The organism is Aurantiacibacter marinus (genome assembly GCF_001021555.1).
Classification (GTDB): domain Bacteria; phylum Pseudomonadota; class Alphaproteobacteria; order Sphingomonadales; family Sphingomonadaceae; genus Alteraurantiacibacter; species Alteraurantiacibacter marinus.
Genome location: NZ_LDCP01000001.1, coordinates 893,945 through 914,121 on the forward strand (window position 1 = coordinate 893,945; position 20,177 = coordinate 914,121).

19 protein-coding genes are annotated in these 20,177 nt (G+C 58.1%); 2 read left to right on the forward strand and 17 right to left on the reverse strand.

Features of this window, described 5'->3' with window-relative positions; all coding sequences use genetic code 11:
• Positions 1–50: 50 nt before the first annotated feature.
• The gene (locus AB731_RS04345; RefSeq protein WP_047092271.1) at positions 51–2,000 is read right to left on the reverse strand and encodes a hypothetical protein; all 1,950 of its coding nucleotides are present in this window, start codon (positions 1,998–2,000) and stop codon (positions 51–53) included.
• 231 nt (positions 2,001–2,231) lie between these two features.
• On the opposite strand from AB731_RS04345, the gene AB731_RS04350 reads away from it, so the two are divergent.
• Both AB731_RS04350 and AB731_RS13590 read left to right on the forward strand, forming a co-directional pair.
• Positions 2,232–4,187, forward strand: a complete 1,956-nt coding sequence (locus AB731_RS04350; RefSeq protein WP_047092270.1) for a TIR domain-containing protein — start codon at positions 2,232–2,234, stop codon at positions 4,185–4,187.
• Between the two features lie 14 nt (positions 4,188–4,201).
• The gene (locus tag AB731_RS13590; protein ID WP_156167355.1) at positions 4,202–4,606 is read left to right on the forward strand and encodes a hypothetical protein; all 405 of its coding nucleotides are present in this window, start codon (positions 4,202–4,204) and stop codon (positions 4,604–4,606) included.
• Positions 4,607–4,630: 24 nt separating this feature from the next.
• Here AB731_RS13590 and AB731_RS04360 read toward each other — a convergent pair whose 3' ends face one another.
• The 16 genes from AB731_RS04360 to AB731_RS04435 all read right to left on the reverse strand — a co-directional run bounded on the left by AB731_RS04360 (position 4,631) and on the right by AB731_RS04435 (position 20,167).
• Positions 4,631–7,171 carry a trypsin-like serine protease gene (locus AB731_RS04360; RefSeq protein ID WP_047092269.1) on the reverse strand — a complete coding sequence of 847 codons (2,541 nt, stop codon included), beginning with the start codon at positions 7,169–7,171 and terminating at the stop codon, positions 4,631–4,633.
• Between the two features lie 67 nt (positions 7,172–7,238).
• Positions 7,239–7,691: a potassium channel family protein gene (locus AB731_RS04365; protein WP_052768842.1), complete on the reverse strand. Its 453-nt coding sequence runs from the start codon at positions 7,689–7,691 to the stop codon at positions 7,239–7,241.
• A gap of 58 nt (positions 7,692–7,749) precedes the next feature.
• Positions 7,750–8,196: an A24 family peptidase gene (locus AB731_RS04370; RefSeq protein ID WP_047092268.1), complete on the reverse strand. Its 447-nt coding sequence runs from the start codon at positions 8,194–8,196 to the stop codon at positions 7,750–7,752.
• 5 nt (positions 8,197–8,201) lie between these two features.
• Positions 8,202–9,059 (reverse strand): tetratricopeptide repeat protein, encoded by an 858-nt coding sequence (locus AB731_RS04375; RefSeq protein WP_047092267.1) that lies wholly within the window; start codon positions 9,057–9,059, stop codon positions 8,202–8,204.
• 5 nt (positions 9,060–9,064) lie between these two features.
• On the reverse strand, positions 9,065–10,039 hold the full coding sequence (locus AB731_RS04380) for a type II secretion system F family protein (protein ID WP_047092266.1): 975 nt from the start codon (positions 10,037–10,039) through the stop codon (positions 9,065–9,067).
• Position 10,040: 1 nt separating this feature from the next.
• Complete coding sequence (locus tag AB731_RS04385; RefSeq protein ID WP_047092265.1) at positions 10,041–11,042, reverse strand: type II secretion system F family protein; 1,002 nt, start codon at positions 11,040–11,042, stop codon at positions 10,041–10,043.
• A 2-nt stretch (positions 11,043–11,044) separates the two neighbouring features.
• Entirely contained in the window at positions 11,045–12,475 is a 1,431-nt protein-coding gene (locus AB731_RS04390) for a CpaF family protein (RefSeq protein WP_082126335.1), read from the reverse strand.
• The gene (locus tag AB731_RS04395) at positions 12,472–13,614 is read right to left on the reverse strand and encodes an AAA family ATPase (RefSeq protein ID WP_156167356.1); all 1,143 of its coding nucleotides are present in this window, start codon (positions 13,612–13,614) and stop codon (positions 12,472–12,474) included. The genes AB731_RS04390 and AB731_RS04395 overlap by 4 nt, the downstream gene beginning before the upstream one ends.
• 57 nt (positions 13,615–13,671) lie before the next feature.
• Positions 13,672–14,289, reverse strand: a complete 618-nt coding sequence (locus tag AB731_RS04400; RefSeq protein ID WP_047092263.1) for a TadE/TadG family type IV pilus assembly protein — start codon at positions 14,287–14,289, stop codon at positions 13,672–13,674.
• On the reverse strand, positions 14,286–14,810 hold the full coding sequence (locus tag AB731_RS04405; RefSeq protein ID WP_052845692.1) for a TadE/TadG family type IV pilus assembly protein: 525 nt from the start codon (positions 14,808–14,810) through the stop codon (positions 14,286–14,288). Before AB731_RS04405 ends, AB731_RS04400 begins: the two co-directional genes overlap by 4 nt.
• A complete protein-coding gene (locus AB731_RS04410; RefSeq protein WP_047092262.1) occupies positions 14,807–16,474 on the reverse strand; it encodes a TadE/TadG family type IV pilus assembly protein in 1,668 nt (555 codons plus the stop codon). The genes AB731_RS04405 and AB731_RS04410 overlap by 4 nt, the downstream gene beginning before the upstream one ends.
• 13 nt (positions 16,475–16,487) lie before the next feature.
• Positions 16,488–16,772, reverse strand: a complete 285-nt coding sequence (locus AB731_RS04415; protein ID WP_231638839.1) for a hypothetical protein — start codon at positions 16,770–16,772, stop codon at positions 16,488–16,490.
• Positions 16,762–18,168, reverse strand: a complete 1,407-nt coding sequence (locus AB731_RS04420; RefSeq protein WP_047092260.1) for a type II and III secretion system protein family protein — start codon at positions 18,166–18,168, stop codon at positions 16,762–16,764. The genes AB731_RS04415 and AB731_RS04420 overlap by 11 nt, the downstream gene beginning before the upstream one ends.
• 2 nt (positions 18,169–18,170) lie before the next feature.
• Positions 18,171–19,112 carry a Flp pilus assembly protein CpaB gene (gene cpaB, locus AB731_RS04425; protein WP_047092259.1) on the reverse strand — a complete coding sequence of 314 codons (942 nt, stop codon included), beginning with the start codon at positions 19,110–19,112 and terminating at the stop codon, positions 18,171–18,173.
• 91 nt (positions 19,113–19,203) lie between these two features.
• Positions 19,204–19,464: a Flp family type IVb pilin gene (locus AB731_RS14205; protein ID WP_231638840.1), complete on the reverse strand. Its 261-nt coding sequence runs from the start codon at positions 19,462–19,464 to the stop codon at positions 19,204–19,206.
• Between the two features lie 451 nt (positions 19,465–19,915).
• The gene (locus AB731_RS04435) at positions 19,916–20,167 is read right to left on the reverse strand and encodes a hypothetical protein (protein WP_047092258.1); all 252 of its coding nucleotides are present in this window, start codon (positions 20,165–20,167) and stop codon (positions 19,916–19,918) included.
• Positions 20,168–20,177 lie beyond the last annotated feature (10 nt).

Below are 20,177 nucleotides of genomic sequence, written 5' to 3' on the forward strand. Positions count from 1 at the left end.
CAGATCTCAGGCACAAAACGATCGCGGGCCGGTCAGGCCGGACTGATTGTTCAAGCGGGCAGGGCGATGTGCTTGCCGCCGAAAACTGCTTGCCAACTCTCGATTTCATCAACGACAACTTCATCTATTGCGTGGGCGATATCGGCGACTGCGCCGTAACTGATGCCGCGGCCCGGTCCGGTGAGCAGCAGGCTGATGCGTGTGTTCAGCTCGTCCAGCTTCTCCGCGGCGATTTCCGAAATGACGGCAAAGCGCTCGAAATCGCCAAAAAAGCGAATGCCGGCGATGCTTGCGCCGATGGTGGGGAATGCGATGCCAAGAAAGGTAAACAGCTTGGATGATGCCGCCGGCCAGGCCTCCGGCGCGAACCCCAGCACGGCGGCGAGTTTCAGCAGCAGGTATGTCAGCACCGAAAAGATGGCGAGAATGAAGAACGTTTCTGCCAGCTTGTCGAGCCGGTGATGGACCTTGTGCAGCCGTTCCGCCTTCACGCGGTGATAATCGCGCTGGGCGGCCACATGAGGTTCCACCACATGTTCAAGCACATGGCGCAGATATTCATGGTTCACTGCGACTTGCGGAAGACCGGTCGTGCGCAGGCAATGGCGGGCGAAATTCTCGGGCCAATGTGCCCCGTGAATGCCTGCTTGCCCCCGTGGCCATCGGCCCAGCGGACGCGAAACACCCAGCAGCAGCATGATCGGTCCATGGCGCAGATATTCGGCGACGCGGCGTGTTTCGAACCAGCGTGAATGCCAGCGCCGTTTGCTGCCGATGAATGTGATCACGATGATCAGCACCAGCAAAAGAAGCTCTATCGAAGCAAAGATCCATTTCTGGTCCGAAAGATCCCACGGCAAATACGCCGCCCCGATGACCACGGCGAGTGCGGAGAGCAGGAAATTGAAGCACATGCCGCTGCGATAGGCATCGGACAGCCAGCTTGAAATTCCATCTGCCCAGGCGAATTGCGGGAGAATGGTGGCCGCGATGCGGTCGATCTGCTGCTGGTCGGCTCCGGGTATGGCGCGCGCGCCGTCCAGCATCCCGGCTGCACTACCTGCGGCGATGGCATCTGGCGTTTCATAGCGCGTCTTGAGCGAGCGCAAGGGCTTTGCACCGCCGCCAAAGACTGCCTCGATCCGGCGATGGAGATTCCATACAAGTGCGCTCGAGGCGTGCCATTTCTCGCCAGCGATGCTGGCATCAGCCTGCAATTCTGAACCGATACTGGCAGTGATGATCGTCTCCAACTGCGCAGGATTATGCTGCCTTTCATGCAGCAGCCTTTCCGGCCGCGACAGGACAGACCATTCGTGCGGCTTGCCAGGATCGATCAGAAGGACTGGCGTGCCCATTTCCAACGCGGTGACTACAGTATGTCCGGTGCCGCCGCGCATGTTGGCCACTTCACCATCCCAGACCGCAATCAGCAGGTCGCACCTCTCCAGCATGACCTTGCCCGCCAATGCCGCCTGATCCGAACTTTGCGTCTGGAATGCAGTTGATCTTTGAACATCACCGGAATTGTCCAGAGTATCGAAAAACAGTTCAGCGATCTCCGCATCGCGGTCCGCCAGTTCAAACAGTTTTGCTGACCGCGTTACATTCTGGATGGCCTGCGCCCGCGCTTCAACTGCAGGGTCGTTTGCAGGCTTGCCGGCAGCGAGCAGTCGCGCATCGGCGGCGGTTTCCGGTTGTGCATTGATCGCGATATTCAGAGCGTTGCCGAATGGCAGCGGCGCGACAAGTTCCCAGCCGCGATCCACCGCCATCTGCGCAGTGATCTGATCCACCCCGTCTACCAGCAGGCTGTGGAAGCGTACGGCCGACAGGTCCTTGCGCTTGTCTTCAAGCAATTCGTCGATGCGATCAAACAAAGCGGCAAGCGCGGCCTCTATTGCTTTCTGCGACTTGCCGAATGCAGCATTGCCTGTGCGATGTCCCGTGATTCCGAGCGACAAATGCGCCTGGCACGCAACAGGTGCAGTAATGGTCATGCCGAGCAGTCGGCCCCAAGAGATGCTGCACCAAGACATACCGCACCAAGACAAGGCTGCTGCGTGCAACCAGGATCACATTGTGTCATACTTTCCGATACCATGGCTGCAATAATTCCCCCGGGCTGTAGGGTTAGTTGCGCATCTTTGCCAAGTCCAGCCAGCGATGCGGTGCTGCTTGCTTGCCTTTGCACTTGCGATATAGTTACGCCGAATTGACGGGGGGCCTCAGTGACAACGGCAGAGACAGGCGCAGAGGGTAGCGGCGCGATGACCGTTTTCTTCAGCTATTCCCGCGCGGACCAGGCTATCGCCCTGCCCATCATAAGCCTGCTGGAACAGGCAGGCTTCAGGGTGTGGTGGGATGGAATGCTGGGTGCTGGTGCACAGTATCTTGAAACCACCGAAGAAGCGTTGGAGTCCGCCAGGGCGGTTGTGGTCCTGTGGACCGAAACCTCGATTGGCTCGAACTGGGTCCGTGATGAAGCGATGAGCGGGCGGGAACGGGGCTGCCTGGTGCCGATTTCGGTCGACGGGTCATTACCACCGCTCGGTTTTCGCCAATTCCAGGTACTCGACCTTTCCGTATGCAAGGGGCAGCACGATACTCCGGCTGCGCGCGAATTGCTGCGGGCCGTAGCCAAGCTGCACGATCGGGACGTGCCCGAAATGCCGCTGGATGCGGCTGTAGCCCCGTTACTTTCGCCCACACGGCGCAACTTGCTGCTCGCCGGACTTGGCGGCACCATTGTCGTCGGGGGCGGATTTGCGGTTGTCTCGCTCCTTGACAGCGGCAGTGCCAGCGCTGGCAATTCCATCGCCGTGCTGCCATTTCGCGATGACAGCCCTGATGCCGAACAGACTTATCTGGCCGCCGGTATCGCCGCGGAACTGCGCTCCATGCTTTCAGGCAATCAGGCCTTGCGCGTTATCGCCCGCTCCACATCGGAAGCGGTGCAGGAACGCGGAGATGACGCATTGACGATAGCCAGGGAGTTGAGCGTTGATTACGTTGTTGAAGGTTCGGTCCGTGTCGCAGACGGAGTCGCCAATCTTTCCGCGGATCTTATCGACGGCGCAACCGGCCTGGGCCGCTGGTCGCGGATGTACAGCCAGCCCGCGGACGATCTGATCGGTTTGCAACAAGAGCTGGCAAGCGCGATTTCCTCGCAATTGTCGCTGGAAATTTCCGATGCGCAAGGCGTCCTCCAGCTGGGAGAGACAACGGTGCCGGCGGCTTTCGAGGCGTATTTGCGCGGATGGCAACACTATATCGATGTCCAAGGCCACGAGGGGCTTGGAGAGGTCCTGGTGATGTTCGAGAATGCCGTCCGGCTCGATCCGCAATTTGCCGGAGCATGGGCAGGGCAGGCCGCAGCGCTCACTGCGTTGGGTCACACGGCCAGCAGCGCCGCAGAGACACAGCAGTATTACGCCCGCGCGCAGGACGCAGCGGGCCGTGCCATAGAGCTGGGGCCGGATCTGGCCGAGGCGCATTCGCTGCTGGGTACGATCCTGTTTGAGACACAATTGCAGGCGCGTGAAGCTGCGCCGCATTATGAACGCTCCATCGAACTTGGTTCGGGTTCCTCACCTATCGAAGCGCGCTATGCCGCGTTTTCTGCCCTTACGGGCCGGGAAGACGCCGCGTTGCGTGCCATCGAAAAAGCGATGGACCTCGATCCTCTCAATCCGACGATTTTCAAGGAAGCCGGCTTGGTGCACTATTCTGCCAGGCGGTTTGATCGCGCGATCGCACTGCATCGGCAGGCCTTGTCGTTAAACCCTGACATCAGCGGTTCACATTCCTGGATTGGCAGCTCGCTGATCCATCAAGGCGATTTGGAGGCCGCGCTGGAAGCCTGTTTGCTGGAGCCCTCGCGGTTGTTGCGCACGCCATCCCTCGCGATTGTCTACCATCTTCAGGGCAATGCGGAGCAAGCTGAAGCCGCGCTGGGAGAGCTGGTTGATAGCTACGGCGATGCCGGATTGTATCAACAGGCGCAGGTGCTGTCACAGTGGGGGAATGCTGGTGAAGCGATGCTAAAGCTTCAAAATGCCTTTGAAATCGGAGACGCCGGGCTGAACTACCTGCGAATGGACCCAATGCTGGACCCGTTGCGTGATCGCGCAGACTTTATTGACTTGCAGCAGCGACTGGGGTTCACCGCTGTTGTCGCATCATAAGGGGAATGAAATCGATGAAAAAAATTGCCACCACAATTCTCGCTCCGAAATCGTCCAAGGCGATCCTTGCGGCTGCTGGCGTTGTCTTGTTGACTGCGTGCGGCGCAACCGAAGAGGCTGACGATGCCGGGATGGAAGACGCCAGTGCCGAAGATGTCATGGCCGGGGATGCTGTGGCGGAAGACGGCGCGATGGCAGAGGACGCCATGACCGAAGATGGCATGGACGGTGATGTAATAACCGAGGAAGCCCCCGAAAATGACGCCTCATCTGCGCCAGTTCCAGTTCCGGGCCCAGTTCCAACTCGTGCTCCAGCTCCGGTACGACCAACAGCGCCGGCTCCGGTTCCTGGTCCGGTAGACGATGGCAGTGGCGACGGTGGCCAAGGCCGTGACACAGGTGCGGGCGGAGTCGGCTAGGGCCGAGCCTCCATCCACGATCAATCAGGGAAGGCCGGCAGTTTCTGCCGGCTTTTCTATAACTGTTTCGATCCAGTCAGCATATTGCGCAACCCGGGTGTATACACCTGGTTGGCCATCTGCTGCACATTCAAGCTTACCCCAGGCGACTATGCCGACAATGATGCCGTCTTGCACAACCGGGCCGCCGCTGTCGCCCACGCATGTCTTGCGCCGGTCATCTCTGCCGCAAAACACGTTCGGATGGACTCGCTGGCTCACGACCCCGCCGCGTGTGACCGGACCCATGCCGGGAAGCGCGCTGCAATCGCTGTTGTCCATGACATTCAGGTTCACCTCCATCAAGGTGGCATAGAACGCATAACCCTCGACAGACTCGGTCTTACCCCATCCGAATACGGTAACCGTCGAATCTGGAGCAAGCACGGTGCTGGAATCGGCAATCCCGATATAATCGACTTCGGCAGGCAACCGGCCGCGTTCGCTGATGGGTTGTTGCAGCGGTGATCCGGGCGGACTGCGCAACACATCGAACACGATCCGGTCAGACGGGCTTTGAACTGGTGTGACGCGTGCAGTGCCATCCTCGCTCCATGTCAGAATGCGATCAGGATCGGACAGGAAAGCTGCGCCGTTTACGGTACCGGAATGGTAAAGGCGGTTCGCCTCGGCCCCGCTTTCCAGGTCCCACAAACGGGCGGTGGCATCAAGGCCCCAGGTCAGCAAATGGCGTTCGTCCGGTGAAATGATCGCGCCGTCCATCCTGTCCAGATGGACAAAGCGATGAACTTCCTGCCCGGTCCCGGCATCCCACAGAATCGCACCGGCAGTGTCGTCCACCAGAACTCTCAGGCTGTCTCCTATGAAGCTGGCCTCGCGCATTTTCAGCCGTTGGTCCATCGTCGAGACAAGCGCACCTGTTTCGACATTCCACAACCGCAAGGTTCCAAACTGGGTCCAGGTAAACAGGTGCCGGCCATCCAGGGTGAAACCTGCACCGTCGACAATTTCGCTGATCAATGGATCTCTGTGAACAAAGCGCTGGATGATTTCGCCACTCGCGACATCCCACAACCACACATCGGATTCGCCATATCGCTGGGTGAACGTGACGAGCAGGCTTCCATCATCGCTATAAGCGGCATTGGTCGCCAGATTGCGCGCCCCGCCATCAGGTCCGCCGCCGTGGAGGCTTTGCCATGATGCGCTTCGAGGATGGGTATAGCGACGCAGTTCTGTGCCGCTGGCGGGGTCGATCACAACCACAGCATCTGCTTCGCTGATGCGAATCCCATCGGCGGCGATCACGAATATTTCAGAGAAAAATTGCTGTCGTGGATAGTCGGTAACTTCCAGCGCGATATCACTTTCGCGGGACCATAGCAGTGCGAGCGTTCGGGCATCCCATGCCCGCACAAGATTCACATCGGCCACCTCGACGGAGAGGACATAACTTTCATCCTCGGCGATGTGCAGGGCCCTGATATTGTGCAGGCACGCGGTAGCGAACGGCGGCCGTCCGTCATTGTTATCCAGAACAATGCTGTCCTCACCGGGTTCGCAGATATCACTGTCGCCAAGGTCCCAATTCAACCGCCTTGCTTGGCTGGGAAAGATCAATTGACCCCGGGCGCTTTCAAGCCGTCCGTCATTTTCGACTGGACGGAATGTGCCGGGCCGCTGCAGTTCAACGCGACGGATCGGTTCGCGCGACGAATCACGAGGGTAACGGGCAAGCTCAGCGCCATTGGCGATATCCCATTCGCGCACCATGCCGTCCCTGCTCCAGGTGATAAGCCCATTGTCAGAGGTACCCGGAAAGGCGTCTTCTATGCCGATATTGTCATATGATGCACGATCAGGTGCATCGACAAGATCGTCTGCTCCGCTGGTGAAATGCAGCAGCGCGATATCATCCTGATACAATACGGGTGGCCGGTCCGCAGTGCGGCAATAGACCGGATTGAAGCATACTATTCGGTCGATGGGGAATGCGCGGCCGTCATCTTCTGCAAGATTATTGATGCCCACACGAATGCGGAAGCCGCGCCGGACGAAGTTTTCATCGATGCAATGCGCCGCTGTCAGCACCCATCCGGGGGCAATAAGCGCTCCGCCGCACCAATGGCGCTCCTCCCAGTCATCTGGGGCGACGACGGTTCCGTTCCGGAGTGTATAGTTTTCCGGCGCGGTCACCTGCGCCTGAAATGGTGCGGCACCGCGCAAAACAGGTGTGCTGCCGAAGGAGAAAACAAGCGGTCGATCGCAGTCGGGGGCGCCTGGATAACAAGATGCCTTGTGGTTCTCGAGCGCATTGACCCGTTCCCGGAAGTAGCGGATTTCATGCCCTCTATAATCGACCGGTTCGGTTGGCAGATCGCGGGCTTGCCGCGCATCGCGCCGTTCTGCGAGTGCCGATTGGGCGTAATCATCATCGCCAGTATCGATCTCTCCGCCATTGGTCTGGTCAGAAAGTATCTCGTCTGGCGGCGGCAATGTCTGTGCGTGTCCTCTCGATGCCAAGAGGCCCAGAGCGCCGGCAATCAGCAAGGCTGCAATACGCATGCGTCGATATCCCCCCAATCTCGCAATCAACTTTATGCCTGTGCAAATGCGTTTGGCAACTGGCGCATCACTTGCCCTCGGCCTCGCTCCAATATCGCTCCATCATCAGATAGCTGAAACTGGCCGTCCACGCGATCAGGACGAGACCTGTCAGCGCCTCGATCCCGGCGAGAATGCGCATCGGTCCGACGGGCACCACATCGCCCACACCAAGGGTGGTGTAGGATGAGATCGAAAAATAGAAATAGCGGGTAAAATCGTCTGCATTGGCGGGATTGAGATCACTCAGAGAACCCATCCATTGCGACCAATGCATCACATAATAGGTGATGGCAAAAAGCAGCACTTCAGCCAGATGCGCAAGGAAGACCAGCGCGAGCACGAACAGCAATGGCCGCTTCGTGAATTTCTCTTCGTGAATGATCAACCGGGCGCCAAGGCGCAGGGCGCTGTAATGCATATAGAAACTGCCTGCCACCAACGCGCCCGCCAGGATGATGATAGCCAGAATTTCTGTCACTGTGAATCCTCCGCAGGACGGACGCCGCCCGGAGATATGCGTCCAGAATCCCTTTGAATTATAAAGTCGTCAGGACTGTAGTGATCACAGCGCCGCTCGCAATTGCAGCGCCATAGGGCAGCTCTTTTGACCAGTCAGGGCGGGGACGTATTCTCGACCAGATCAGCATGAGAACCAGTACCGCAACGCCAGCAACGGCAATGCTCAGGGCGAGCATCGGCCCATCGCCTAATGGAAACCACAGGGCCAGGGCGCTGTAGAATTTGGCATCACCGCCGCCCCACATGCCAAACCCGAAAAGCGTCAACCCGGCGGCCAGTGCAATGACGAAATGAAGCAGGTGGGGCCAGATTTCGCTCCAGGCTCCGGCCGCGCCCACAACAATGATCCCGCCCACGAAGATTACGAGATTCAGCCAATTGGGTATCCTGCGTGTCAGCACGTCCGTAACTGCGCCGGCAACAGCGAGGACGGCCAAAGCGGCAAACGGAATGACTTCGGGCATAAAGGTCAGCCGGGAGAATCGAGTGCCAGGCTTATGGGATAAATCGGCCGATCACGGGCTATCAGATTGCCCGAAACCCGCACGCGGACAGCATCGCCGTTCGAGCCAACGAAGCGTGATGACGCGGTCTCTGCAGTATTGCTTTGCCGCGCGATCGGCACGGCAGTCAGAGCGATCCTGACCGGATATTGCGCTTCTTCAGCAGCCGGGCCGCGCTCGGCAAGACTTCTGCCGCTTCCGATGTGCATGACCGCTGGCCGGGCTGCGGCACTGACCTGTGCTCGAGAGGTCCAGTCCTCCCGGCTAGCGATCCGCACTTCGCGTGTCGACACGCGCTGCATCCGCTCTTCAGGCATAGCGCCCAGTTCGGCGTCCAGTTCGGCGTCCAATTCTTCCGCGATGGCAGACAGGGTCGCTGTGATCTCTGTCGCTGCGGGCGTTGCGCTCTTATTGGCAAACTGCACCGGAACTTCCGTTCTGGTGCGGGCCAGCATAGTTGTATCGAAGCGCGCCGCATTCCGCGCAAACCGCTCATCTTCAGGAGCAGCTTCCATGGCCTGGGCAAAGAACCTTTCGGCCAGATCATACCGCCCCATCTGATCGAAGGCGATTGCCATGCCATTGTAGGCCTCACCTGCAAAGTCGGGATGGTATGATGCCTGGCGGAAGGCATCCACAGCCGCCCCGGGGCGCTGTGCGGACAAGTGCCGCCTGCCATCATTCAAACGCTGGGCGAAATAGCTGGACATATCCGGCACCGACGCTTCCGCGCGATCTTGCATGCCGAAATGCATCGGGAAGCTTTGGCAACCGCTGAGCGCCACGATTGCGCAGCACAGCATTGATCCTTGGATTTTGTTCATTGCCCTTAACCTCCGGCCATCATTGGGAAGATGTCGCGTACCATTCGAATTCCGGCGGGCAGCATCACCACGCCGATCATTGTAGGCAGCATGAAAACTACAAGCGGGATGGAAATGAGCACCGGCAATCGGTGCGCCTTTTCTTCGGCACGCATGCGGCGCTTCTCGCGCATTTCTTCGGCGTATACGCGCAACGTGGAAGCCACTGAAGTTCCCAGCTTGTCCGATTGCACCAATAAGGTGGTGAAGCTGCGGATTTCATCGACGCCTGCGGAATCGGCCATGTAATGAAATGCATCCTGGCGTGTTGCGCCCGCTCTCAGTCGAAGCACGGCTGTTCCCAGCAGGCTGGCGACGAGTGTGTGCGATGCCGCCATCTCTCTGGCGACGCGGTCCAGCGCGGCTTCAATGCCCAAGCCAGCTTCCATGCAGACGAGCATCAGATCAAGCGCGTCGGGGAAGCCGTTGATAATGGTTTCCTGGCGCCGGTCAGCCTTTGCCTGAACAACGAGCGATGGCAGGAACAGGCCAAGAAGGCCCATGATAGAGCCAAAGATGTAAAGCGTGGCAAAACCGGGTGGTTCGGGCCGGGTCATTGCAAAGGCGAGATACGCGGCGGGCAGCAAGAATACCAAGGCCAGCCGTGTAAGGGTATAAACCTGCGGCGCGGATGGTGATGTATAGCCGGCTGCAATCATCTTCTCTCGCAGGCGCACATCCTTTGTATCGCCCAGATGCAGCCCGGATCGTTCAACACGGTCGACGATTGCCGTCCACGCGTTTTTCTTTTCGCGGTCATGTGATGGCGGCGCGAGCCCTTCGAAAACTGACTCCTCTTGCAGCTTCCTAAGGCCGCCCCGGATGGCCCGGCGGCGGTTGTAATAGGCCATTGCGGCAAAACTTGCGATAACAACGACGACGAATATCCCAATAAGCAGGGCAAGACGAAGGACGTTGCTGGCGAGGATTTGTTCTAGCATATCAGACCTTGATATCGATCATCTTGCGGATCATCAGGAAGCCCATCGTATACATCGCCATCAGCACGCAGAGCCCGATGGTGAAGGCACTGTCTTCTGCCACGCTGAGGTAGAAACCCGGATTAACCGAAAACATTCCGACGAAGGCAAAGATGGGCAGGGCCGTAAGCAGCCAGCCGGTCATGCGGCCTTCAGAGCTGAGTGCCCGCACTTTCATGAATAGAGATGCGCGTTCGCGGATAACACCCGACAGGTTTTCCAGGATTTCCGCGAGGTTGCCCCCGGTTTCGCTTTGCACCGAAAGCGAAACAACGAACATGCGGATATCATCCAAGTCCCAGCGCTCTGCCATTTCCGTTAGCGCATCGGTCAATTCCGCCCCGTAAGAAACCTCGTCCGAAACGAGCCCGAATTCGCTGCCGATCGGGTCTTCCATTTCCTGCGTCAGGATTACCAGAGCAGAAGCGATGGGGTGACCGGCCTTCAAGGCCCGAACAAAAACGTCGAGCGCGATGGGAAATTGCTGTTCCACACGCCGCCGTCTGCGCGTCGCGATCATCGACAGGATCATCAGCGGCAGCAGCACACCGACACACATCGAAATCAACGTGGCAAGCAGCAACACGCCTACAGAAGCTGCAACATCGGTCGTCGCAATAAGCACCAGGATTAGTGCGAACACGATCAAAGTGCCGACCACCATGCCCAATTGCACCTGCATGACTGTGAAAGGCGTGCCTGAGCCAGCTATAGTTCTTTGCAAGGCAGTAGCTGGCCCGCGAAGGAAAGCCGGCAGACCCGTTAGTTCCTTGGGCTGGTTCTTCCGCAGCATCGCGACAACCTGTTCACGATCAAACCCGCGCTTGATCAGCGACAGCCGTTCATTCACCGCGCGCGAATGGGCCGTGCGCGTCCAGAAGGAATTGAGCGCAATCTGGCTGACCAGAAAGATAGAGGCGAAAACCGCCAGCAACAATCCAACCTTGATGAACAGCTCTACCATGATCAGGAAACCTTCATATCCGGGCGGAAAAGCTCTGCAGGGAGATTGATGCCGGCCGCTTTGGCATGCTCCAGGAACTTCGGCCGGATGCCGGTCGCTTCAAAATCTCCAATGACCCTTCCGTCCTCTTCCCGGCCAGTGATCTTGAATACGAAGATATCCTGCATCGTGACCACATCGCCTTCCATTCCGGTAATCTCCGAAAGGCTCAGAACCTTGCGCCGGCCGTCCGACAGGCGCCCGACCTGCACAACGACATTGATGGCCGATGCGATTTGCGACCGGCTGGATTTGGCGGTGATGTCGATGCCGCTCATGCCGACCATTTGTTCGAGCCGGGCAAGCGAATCGCGCGCCGTGTTGGCGTGGACTGTCGTCATCGATCCATCATGGCCGGTGTTCATCGCCTGAAGCATGTCGAAAGCCTCACCGGCACGAACTTCGCCAACGATGATGCGATCGGGCCGCATACGCAGCGCATTCTTCACCAGATCGCGCTGCGTGATTTCTCCCCGCCCTTCGATGTTCGGCGGGCGCGTTTCCAGCCGGGCGACATGTTCCTGCTGCAATTGCAATTCGGCGCTGTCTTCGATCGTTACGATACGCTCGCGTTCATCGATGAAGGACGACATGGCATTCAGCATCGTCGTCTTTCCCGAGCCTGTCCCACCGGAAATCAGCACGTTGCGGCGGGATTTGACCACAGCGGAAAGCACTTCCGCCATTGCTTCCGGCATCGATCCGAATTCGACCAGGCGCTTGATGCCGATTTTCTTCTTGGCAAATTTCCGAATGGATAGAAGCGAACCGTCCACAGCAAGCGGTGCAACGATTGCGTTGACGCGCGAACCGTCAGCCAGGCGCGCATCGACAAATGGTGAGCTTTCATCGACCCGGCGGCCAACTGCACTGACGATCTTCTGGATGATCCGCATCAGATGGCGATCATCCTTGAACTCGGTCCGCACTTTTTCCAGCAGGCCAAAGCGTTCGACAAAGACATTCTTGGGACCATTGACGAGAATATCGGTGACATCCTCATCCTGCAGCAATGGCTCAAGCGGGCCGAGGCCGAGCAGTTCGTCAAGCACATCGCTGATCAGCGCATCACGCTCCGTGCGATTGAGAACTTCGTCTTCTTCCACGAGCAATTCGACTACGATTTCAGAGACGCCCTTGCGCAGTTCCTCGTGAGGCATCTTGTCCAGAGTGCTAAGGTTGATCCGGTCCAGCAGCGCTTTGTGGATCGAGACCTTCAGCTCAAGCGAGCGATTGAAACTTGCGGCCCCGCCTACAGCTGTCGTGAGCGCGGTATGGGCAGCTGCGCTGTCTTGCGCAGCAGCGTCACCATCTACGGATGGTTCGGAGGCTTCAGCATCTTCGGAAGCGGTTCCGGCAGGTAGTGCACCAGACTGTTTGAGCGACCATTTCATGATTGGACCTCTTTCGTCAGATCGGCGAAGCGTTCCGCGAGAGTTTCGATGCCTTGCGCAAAAACATTGCGGCGCGAATAGCTGGTAACCAGCTTGCCCTCGTCGACGGCCTGCGCCAGCTCGCCGCGATCTTCGCGGATTTCGGCGATGACATTTGTGCCCAGCGTGTCCGCGACATCTTGCACGGAAATGGTGCGTGACCGTGTTTTGGTGGAGCGGTTTACGACCACATCCACCTTGTCTTTGGCGATGCCCACTTCGCTGAACAGCTCGACAATGCGGCGGCTCTGGCGCAAATGCTCCAGACTTTGTTCGGTCACAAGCATGATCCTTTCGGATTCTGCGACGACCGAAAGTGACCAATTCGTCCATGCCGATGGCATATCCAGCAGGACCACGTCGAATTCGGCGCGGGCCAGCGCGACAATACGCAGCACCTGGTCGGCATCCACTTGTTCAAGAGGCAGAATTTCCTGCGGGGCCGGCAAGATATAAAGGCCATCGCCCGCCTTTGTAACGACATTGCGAAGCATATCCTGATCGAGCCGCTCTTCCGCCTCGAGCAAGTTGAAAATCGAACGCGAATTATCGACTCTGGCATGCGCCGAGAGCTGGCCAGCCTGCAGATCAAGATCGATCAGACAGCACCGGATCGGACGATCGGCTTGCCGTACAAGGGCATCGGCCAGATGATGCAGAATGCAGGTCGATCCGCTGCGCCCAAGCGAACCCACAAACGAAATGGTAGGTGCCAGCGGGACATTCTGGCTTTCGGCCAGGCGGGCCCCGACAGTGCAGATTTGCGCCGTCAGTTCGTCTGCATTGAAAGGCAGGCTGACAACATCTGAAACACCATGGCGCAGAAGGCTGCGCATGACCTGCATATCGGCGTTCTTGACCGCTGCGATCACTTCCATGTCAGGCCGCATGCGCTTGATAGCGGCAAGGCGATCAAGTGTTGCCGTGACCTCTGCATCGACTTCCAGAACCAGCAATTCGATTTCGCGCAAGTGCTCCCGATCAACCCCGGCATCTGGTTTCAGCGACAAGACCGTAACGTCGGAAAGCATGCCAAGCGCCCCTTGCGCCATGGCGGACATCCATTGTGCGTCCGCAATGACGGCGGTCTTTGCGGCCATGCTGACTGCATCCCTGCTTGAGAGTTTCAGAATATTTTTCATACTAATTGACCAAGCCTAATTCCCACGAAAGCCCTCACCATCTTCCATGGTGAGCGAATGGCTTGTCCCGGGCAGCCCCAGATTTCCCATTGTCCCAGTGATGAGCGGTTTGAAGGGAAGGTCTTTCAAAAAGACCGTCACGATTGGATCGACGTCGGATCCGTTGGGATCGCCTGAATACCCAAGGCCCGACCACGAATAATTTACAACCACATTGTCCGGAGAGATTCCGCCGTAAAACGATCGCATCCGGTCAACAATTCTCAGGAAGGCCGTTTGATTGGCCGTGGTGCCGAAGGCGCACGGCGCCCCGGCTGGGCAAGCGCACGCAACCGCACCATTTGCCGATGAGCAGGTGATGGCGGAAAAGCTTGTTTGCGGGACCACTGTGCCCTGCGGAACGCCCCCGCTGATCGCGAAGCTGTAAGTGTACAAATCCGATGGAACCATGTCGGTGACCACCGCATAGCGTGTGCCCATCATCGTGGCCTTTTCAACCTGGCCCACGTTCCACATGTACCGGCCCACATCAATCGTGCCGAGGAGGAGAAAGAGGAATGCCGGCAGCACCAACGCAAATTCCGCCGCAGATGATGCGCGCTGATCGCGCCTGATGGCAAGCAGGCTGATCATAGTCCGGCCACCGCTGATTCTGCCTGAGCAACCACATCGATCTGTCTCACGTCGAAGCCGAGCAAGCCCAGTATCGGTGTGTAGCTGAAACGCGTGGCAACCAGCACCGTGGGCGCTTTTACATCGTCAGTTCCCGCATACAGGCCGGTTCCATAGGTGCTATTGCATGAAACAGAGATCGAAACGTCGCCAGCTTCCCAGTCCGCGATACGCGCGTTTCCGCCGGCGACGCCGCCTGTCAAGGTGACATTTCTGATCTGCGACTGCACGGCAGCGGCATTTGCAGTATTGGTGTCGAATGCCCCGGCACCCGAACAATCGTAATATGCAAAGTTCTGCCGGGCGGCATAGCGCGCACCTTCGCGCACGTATTTGATCGCCTTGTGTTCGGTCTGGAAATAATACCCGGCTTCCATCGTGGTGAAGATCAGCGCAAATGCCATAGGCAGGATCAGCGCCATCTCCGCGGCGGCGGCAGCTTGCGTGTTGCGCAGAAAAGATCGGGTAAAGCGCTCCATCATTCGACCAAATAAGGCTTGTCTTTGCGGAATGACTGCGGCCCGCCATTCACGCCCGAACCATTGCCGAGCGATGCCGGACCGATAACCTCGATATAGATCGAATCGCGTAAGGCCCCGTTACCGCGCCCGTCGATTGTCGGCTCTACAAGGAAGGCTTCGATCCACTCGCCAATATCAACCGGAGTCGACGCCCCGCTGAGTGAGGAGCAATTCTCGACAACAGCAACCTGCAACACGCGGCGGTTGGGATCGGGAACTCCGCCGAAGGAGGGTGTGCAAAGCGGCGCGCCGCGTTGTCCATTACCGCCGGTGTCGGGCACTGTTCCGGTCGTGCCGCCAACGGTTTTGAGGCCAAGTTCCCACAGATACGCATCGTACCGTGTCATCGTGGAGGAGGGCGGGACGATGCCGTGATTGCGGAAGAAGTAATCGTAACGCGCCCAATTTCCATTGCCGAAACGGTTGTTGCTATCCAGGCCGCAAGCCATGCCATAGCTGGAGTAGTGGCACAGATCGCGCGGCAGGCCCATTGCAGCTACAGTTGGTGCAACCGACGTGTTCTGGACTGATGCGGTTGCCGCATTGACGATGTTTGACGATGCCTTCGGGTGGAACCGGGCATCGGTAGCCGGAAGTCGCCAGCCTGAACCACCTACGCCATTAGCAAGGCCGCAAGAGGGGCCTGAGCCTCCACCGTTCCCGTTCCCGTTCCCGTTCCCTCCGGGAGCGGAATAGAATACATCCTTCACATTATTGGTGGAGGAAGGACAATTGCCGCTGAAACAGGGAGCAAGTGTGGTCCCTGCGCCTTGCGAAAAATCAAAAATATCAAAGCGCGTATTGACCGCATCGTACAGCGATTGCGGATTACCCGTAGAGGGCGACGTACCATCAACGGGCGCGCAATTAAGTGGTACATTGTCGAAGGCAAGGGCCTTCAGGAGGTCAGAGTTTTGTCCGCCACCCACTTCCAGAAAGCCGAAATCGCCGGGTGCCCAGGCACTGACGGTGGAACCGCCCGTACCGCCCGAATTCGTCCCGCCATCGCGGGTGTTGCCATGCCCGGTGGCCTGTACACCAAAACCGACAAGCGTGGACAAGCTCGTGCCAGGCGACGGATTGCAGATCATCAACGGCGGCACTTCACAGACGGCAGACCCAAGGCCAGCCATGGCTCTGCCGCTCATTTCCGGAGCGAACAAATCGCCCAGGGAGGTAAACGCGACGCGTGCGCGCCGCGTATCGACGCTAACCTCAATGAATTTCGCTTCTTCATCGGTGGTTGCAATTCTGGTTTTGCCGGCATCTTCGTAAAACACTACACCGGTGAAAGACGCGCAGGCATCGTCCGTCACAGAAATAGTGGCGCCACCATTGATGGAAGTGCCGTTGCCGCCCCCGTCATTCGACATCAGCGTGATGTTGCGCACCAGATCGACAGCGACATTGCCCGCTCTTGCGCAAGCGCCGCTTTTCTCGTCGAGCTGCGTGACACCGGCAAGCGCGGCGTTGTCCGCCACCGTTTGCATCTCTGAATCAAGAGCCATCAGCCGGTTATAATCGAAAGCCGCCCCGGCAACGATGACAAGACCGGTGATCGCAATCGCATAGGTCGCTGCGACTGCACCGCCTTCATCGGAAAGAAACGATATACGCCGGGACATGATCGCTCTCCTGTTAGCCTCCGCCGCCGCTGCCGGTTGAGGTGGTGTCCTCGCCCACCGGTTGAACGACTGTGCGGGTGCGCACACGTTCTGCCGCTGCGGCCGCTGATTCCGCACTGGTTTCTATCGGCTTGTCATATTGCGGATCGGGATTGACGACCTGAGCTGCAAAAGTCTGACGGTTGGCTTCGCCGAATTCATCGGGATCGATTACGCCCATTTTTGCGCTGTAGGTGCTGGCGCAGCCGGCCAGCATCACGCCCATTAGGCAAACGGCGATGGGGCCCTTAATATTCATAACCTGTACCTCCCGTCTGATCGGTTTGCGGCGCAGGGGCGGACGGAGCCAGTTCCTGCGGCTGGTAGATATCGCCGTTCAGCAAAACGTCCGGCACGCTTGGTGCGGGAACGCGATCTGTCGGCAAACGCACCTGATCCGGGCGGATCGGCTGTACCAGACGCGGCGTCACGACGATCAGCAGTTCTGTTTCACCCCGCTGATAGCTGGAGGACCGGAACAAAGATCCGATGATTGGCAATGATCCCAATATCGGCAGCTGGTTGACTGTCGTTTGCGTTTCATCGCGCAGCAGTCCTGCAATGGCGAAGCTTTCACCATCGCGCACTTCAAGCGTGGTTCGTGCGCGGCGGGTTTGCAGGCCGGGAACGGTCAAACCATTCACAGTCACAGACGCGCTGGGATCGATGGAACTGACTTCGGGTTCAACAATCAGGTTGATGACCCCGTTGCCTAGTACGGTTGGCGTAAAGGCCAGGCTCACGCCAAACGGTTTGAACAGCACAGTGATGGCGTTGTTGCCGTCATTGCCGCCTTGCGACACGGGCACCGGAAATTCACCGCCAGCCAGGAAGGACGCGCTTTCGCCGGACAAGGCGACCAGCGTCGGTTCAGCCAGAGTGCGGGAAAGGCCGTTGCGCTCAAGCGTGTCGAGATAGGCCTCGACGCTCAGATCGCCGAGTTCGAACAGCGCACCGAATACACCAAACGCATCGGTGATCGAGCCGATGCCCAGATCTGTCGTGCCGTTGGTTCCGGCCGAAGCGTTTGCACCCTGACCGATAGCAGCGGAGAAATCTCCACTGCTGCTGTTACCAAAGCCGCCGACGCCAAGCTGCTCGCCAACCGTGCGGCTGACTTCGGCAAAGCGTACTTCCAGCATCACCTGCTGGCTGGCGCCCATGCCGAGAAGATTTATGACGTTTCCACCTGCAAAAGCAGTGGCGAGCCGCGCAGCACGGTCAGCCGCACCGGGATCATTCACAGTGCCGGAAAGCACCAGCGATCCGTTGGACAAACCCACCTCGATCGGTTGATCTGGCATCAATTCCTGCAATTGGCGGCGCATGCCATCGACATCAGGGCCGACGGACACGTCCATCACCGCGATCACGCGGTTGTTCCGGTCATATAGGGTAAGGCTGGTGGTCCCCATTGATTTGCCGAGCACGTAGATCGAGCGTTCGGAAATGGGCAGCACATCTGCGATGTCGGCATTGCCGACCATCGCGCGCTCAATACGTTCGCTGGTCGTCACGACCTGGCTCTTGTTGATCGGGACGATCAATTCGCCAGCATGCAAACCGTAATCGGTCTCGTACTGTGCCGCTGCCGGGACTGCCCCGAACAGCGCGCAAACGGCGGCAAATGCGACAAGTGTTTTCGCTTTAATCATGCTCAGCGTCCTCCATGCCGACCGACCGGATAATCGGTCGATTCAGTGCCGCGGATGATCGACATTGTCGGTCCGGACGGTGGTGGCGGTGTAGTTGGTCTGGTGGCTGCTTGCGGCGCATTGCCGTATCCAGCCGGCGCAAAGATCACCGACGGGGCAGCAGGAGCGGCGGCCTGGGCTGGCGCGGAATTATTGCGGCCCCTGATAAACATGCGAGGATCACCTATATCGCGTGCGGTAACAGTGGTCAGGGCACCTGGCTCCTGACTTTCAACATTGCGCAGCGCCAGGGTCAAGGTGCCAAGGCGATCTGCCAGTACCAGCTTTTGCGCGCCAAGCGTATCGACCTGCACAACGGCTGTTCTGCCGACATTCGGCTCGGTCGCGCTTTCGGCGCGGATTTGATCAATCGCCAGAACGGGCACACCTTCCATGATAACATCATTCATCATGTCTTGAGCGCTTGCGCCGTCGCCGGGGATCTGGCGGGTCAGGATGATATCGACAATATCGCCGGGCCGGACAAAACCGGAAACGCCCGTGACAGCGCCGATGGGAATGGAAACCGCGCGCATGCCGTCGGGCAGCAGGGCGGAAAGAACCGCGCGTCCGCCAGCGCCGCTGACCTTGTCTGCCAACACAGGCTCACCCGGAACGATAGGGCGCAAGGCAACCCGGCCGCCGCTCATGGCATCGGCAATGCTGCCGAAAGCCCCGACCGGCACAGAGGCGGCGGGGAAATTCTGCATGCGGAGATTTTCAGATGTAAGTGCAGAACCGAATTCAAGCGGCTGCGTTGCGACAACGATCCGGGTTAGCTGCAGTTCTTCAGCAACACGTTCCTGACGTTCTTCAACGCCGGAGAACCAGGCGTTGGCCATAATGACGGCAATGATGCCGAGTACTACGGCAACAGCCAGAATAGCGAGATTTCGACCCCCCATTACTTTCCCCCCAAGAAAGATAATTGTTTGGTTATCATAACAAAAAAAAACAGCCCCCGCGAGACTTTTCTCGCGGGGGCTGCGATTTGGGTTAGCCGCCAGTAGTTGTGCTGGTAGTGGAACCGCCGCCAGCAGTGCAGCTCGAACCATTGGTGTATTGGCCAGCAGTACCGGTCGCATTGTTGCAGTTATCGACTTCGTTGGCGGCGCCGCCAACTGCTGCCTCAACGTTTGCGCCCAGAACCAGTGCAGCAGCACCGATACCAACGCCGACAACGGCGATGATCAAGGCGTATTCTGCAGCCGAAGCACCGGATTCGTCAGCAATGAAGTTTTTCAGAAAAGTTTTCATGTTCGTTCTCTCAATTCAGTTGTTCAAACCAATTGGTCCGGCATCTATTTCCGGAATCCATGTTTGCCTGAGGTAGAACCCCTGCCGCCAAGCGCCCTGTTCGAAAACTTCGATCAGATCTGGCGATGAGGAACTTGCCCCCTCCGACGCCATAAAACTTCCGTGGAATCAGTCCCTGGGTCAACGAATCTTAAGATTGCAAAAAAACATCTCTGTTATTCAATGGGTTATAAAGCAAGAATCCTAAGATGAATGCTTAACGATGCGTCAACCACGTTCCGGTTTGGACCAACAAGTTTGTAAAATATTCGAATCGCGGTGCAATATGAAGTCACCGATTCGCAAAATCTTGAAGAGTTTGCGATTGCGAATGCCTATTCTACGTAAACCACCCAATTGGGTGGCTCTTGTCGCAAATATACAATTAGTGGTCTTGGGAAGGGCGTGGCGCTTACGTTCGCGCGACTTCTGGTGTCAGCTTCGCTTCGAGTCGTTTTACTGCGAAAAGCGGAATGATGACAGAAAGGGCTATGCCCAGCAGGGAGCTCGCGCCAAGCCACAGCGCCATCAGCGTGCCGCCCGCCTGGTACATTGCATAGAAGACCGGAGCAGCAAGGATGATGCCGCGGATTTCGTTCAGCGCGATAAGCAACGCTGCAGAACGCAGGATGAAGCGAAGGATCGAAGTGCGGCGCTGTATCATGCCGCCATAT

Bases quoted from the DNA above. Each gene is read 5' to 3' on its own strand.
- AB731_RS04345 (WP_047092271.1), bottom strand. From the start codon at position 2,000: ATGACCATTACTGCACCTGTTGCGTGCCAGGCGCATTTGTCGCTCGGA.
- AB731_RS13590 (WP_156167355.1), top strand. From the start codon at position 4,202: ATGAAAAAAATTGCCACCACAATTCTCGCTCCGAAATCGTCCAAGGCG.
- AB731_RS04360 (WP_047092269.1), bottom strand. From the start codon at position 7,171: ATGCGTATTGCAGCCTTGCTGATTGCCGGCGCTCTGGGCCTCTTGGCA.
- AB731_RS04370 (WP_047092268.1), bottom strand. From the start codon at position 8,196: ATGCCCGAAGTCATTCCGTTTGCCGCTTTGGCCGTCCTCGCTGTTGCC.
- AB731_RS04375 (WP_047092267.1), bottom strand. From the start codon at position 9,059: ATGAACAAAATCCAAGGATCAATGCTGTGCTGCGCAATCGTGGCGCTC.
- AB731_RS04380 (WP_047092266.1), bottom strand. From the start codon at position 10,039: ATGCTAGAACAAATCCTCGCCAGCAACGTCCTTCGTCTTGCCCTGCTT.
- AB731_RS04385 (WP_047092265.1), bottom strand. From the start codon at position 11,042: ATGGTAGAGCTGTTCATCAAGGTTGGATTGTTGCTGGCGGTTTTCGCC.
- AB731_RS04390 (WP_082126335.1), bottom strand. From the start codon at position 12,475: ATGAAATGGTCGCTCAAACAGTCTGGTGCACTACCTGCCGGAACCGCT.
- AB731_RS04395 (WP_156167356.1), bottom strand. From the start codon at position 13,614: ATGGCCGCAAAGACCGCCGTCATTGCGGACGCACAATGGATGTCCGCC.
- AB731_RS04400 (WP_047092263.1), bottom strand. From the start codon at position 14,289: ATGATCAGCCTGCTTGCCATCAGGCGCGATCAGCGCGCATCATCTGCG.
- AB731_RS04405 (WP_052845692.1), bottom strand. From the start codon at position 14,810: ATGATGGAGCGCTTTACCCGATCTTTTCTGCGCAACACGCAAGCTGCC.
- AB731_RS04410 (WP_047092262.1), bottom strand. From the start codon at position 16,474: ATGTCCCGGCGTATATCGTTTCTTTCCGATGAAGGCGGTGCAGTCGCA.
- AB731_RS04415 (WP_231638839.1), bottom strand. From the start codon at position 16,772: ATGAATATTAAGGGCCCCATCGCCGTTTGCCTAATGGGCGTGATGCTG.
- AB731_RS04420 (WP_047092260.1), bottom strand. From the start codon at position 18,168: ATGATTAAAGCGAAAACACTTGTCGCATTTGCCGCCGTTTGCGCGCTG.
- cpaB (WP_047092259.1), bottom strand. From the start codon at position 19,112: ATGGGGGGTCGAAATCTCGCTATTCTGGCTGTTGCCGTAGTACTCGGC.
- AB731_RS14205 (WP_231638840.1), bottom strand. From the start codon at position 19,464: ATGAAAACTTTTCTGAAAAACTTCATTGCTGACGAATCCGGTGCTTCG.
- AB731_RS04435 (WP_047092258.1), bottom strand. From the start codon at position 20,167: ATGATACAGCGCCGCACTTCGATCCTTCGCTTCATCCTGCGTTCTGCA.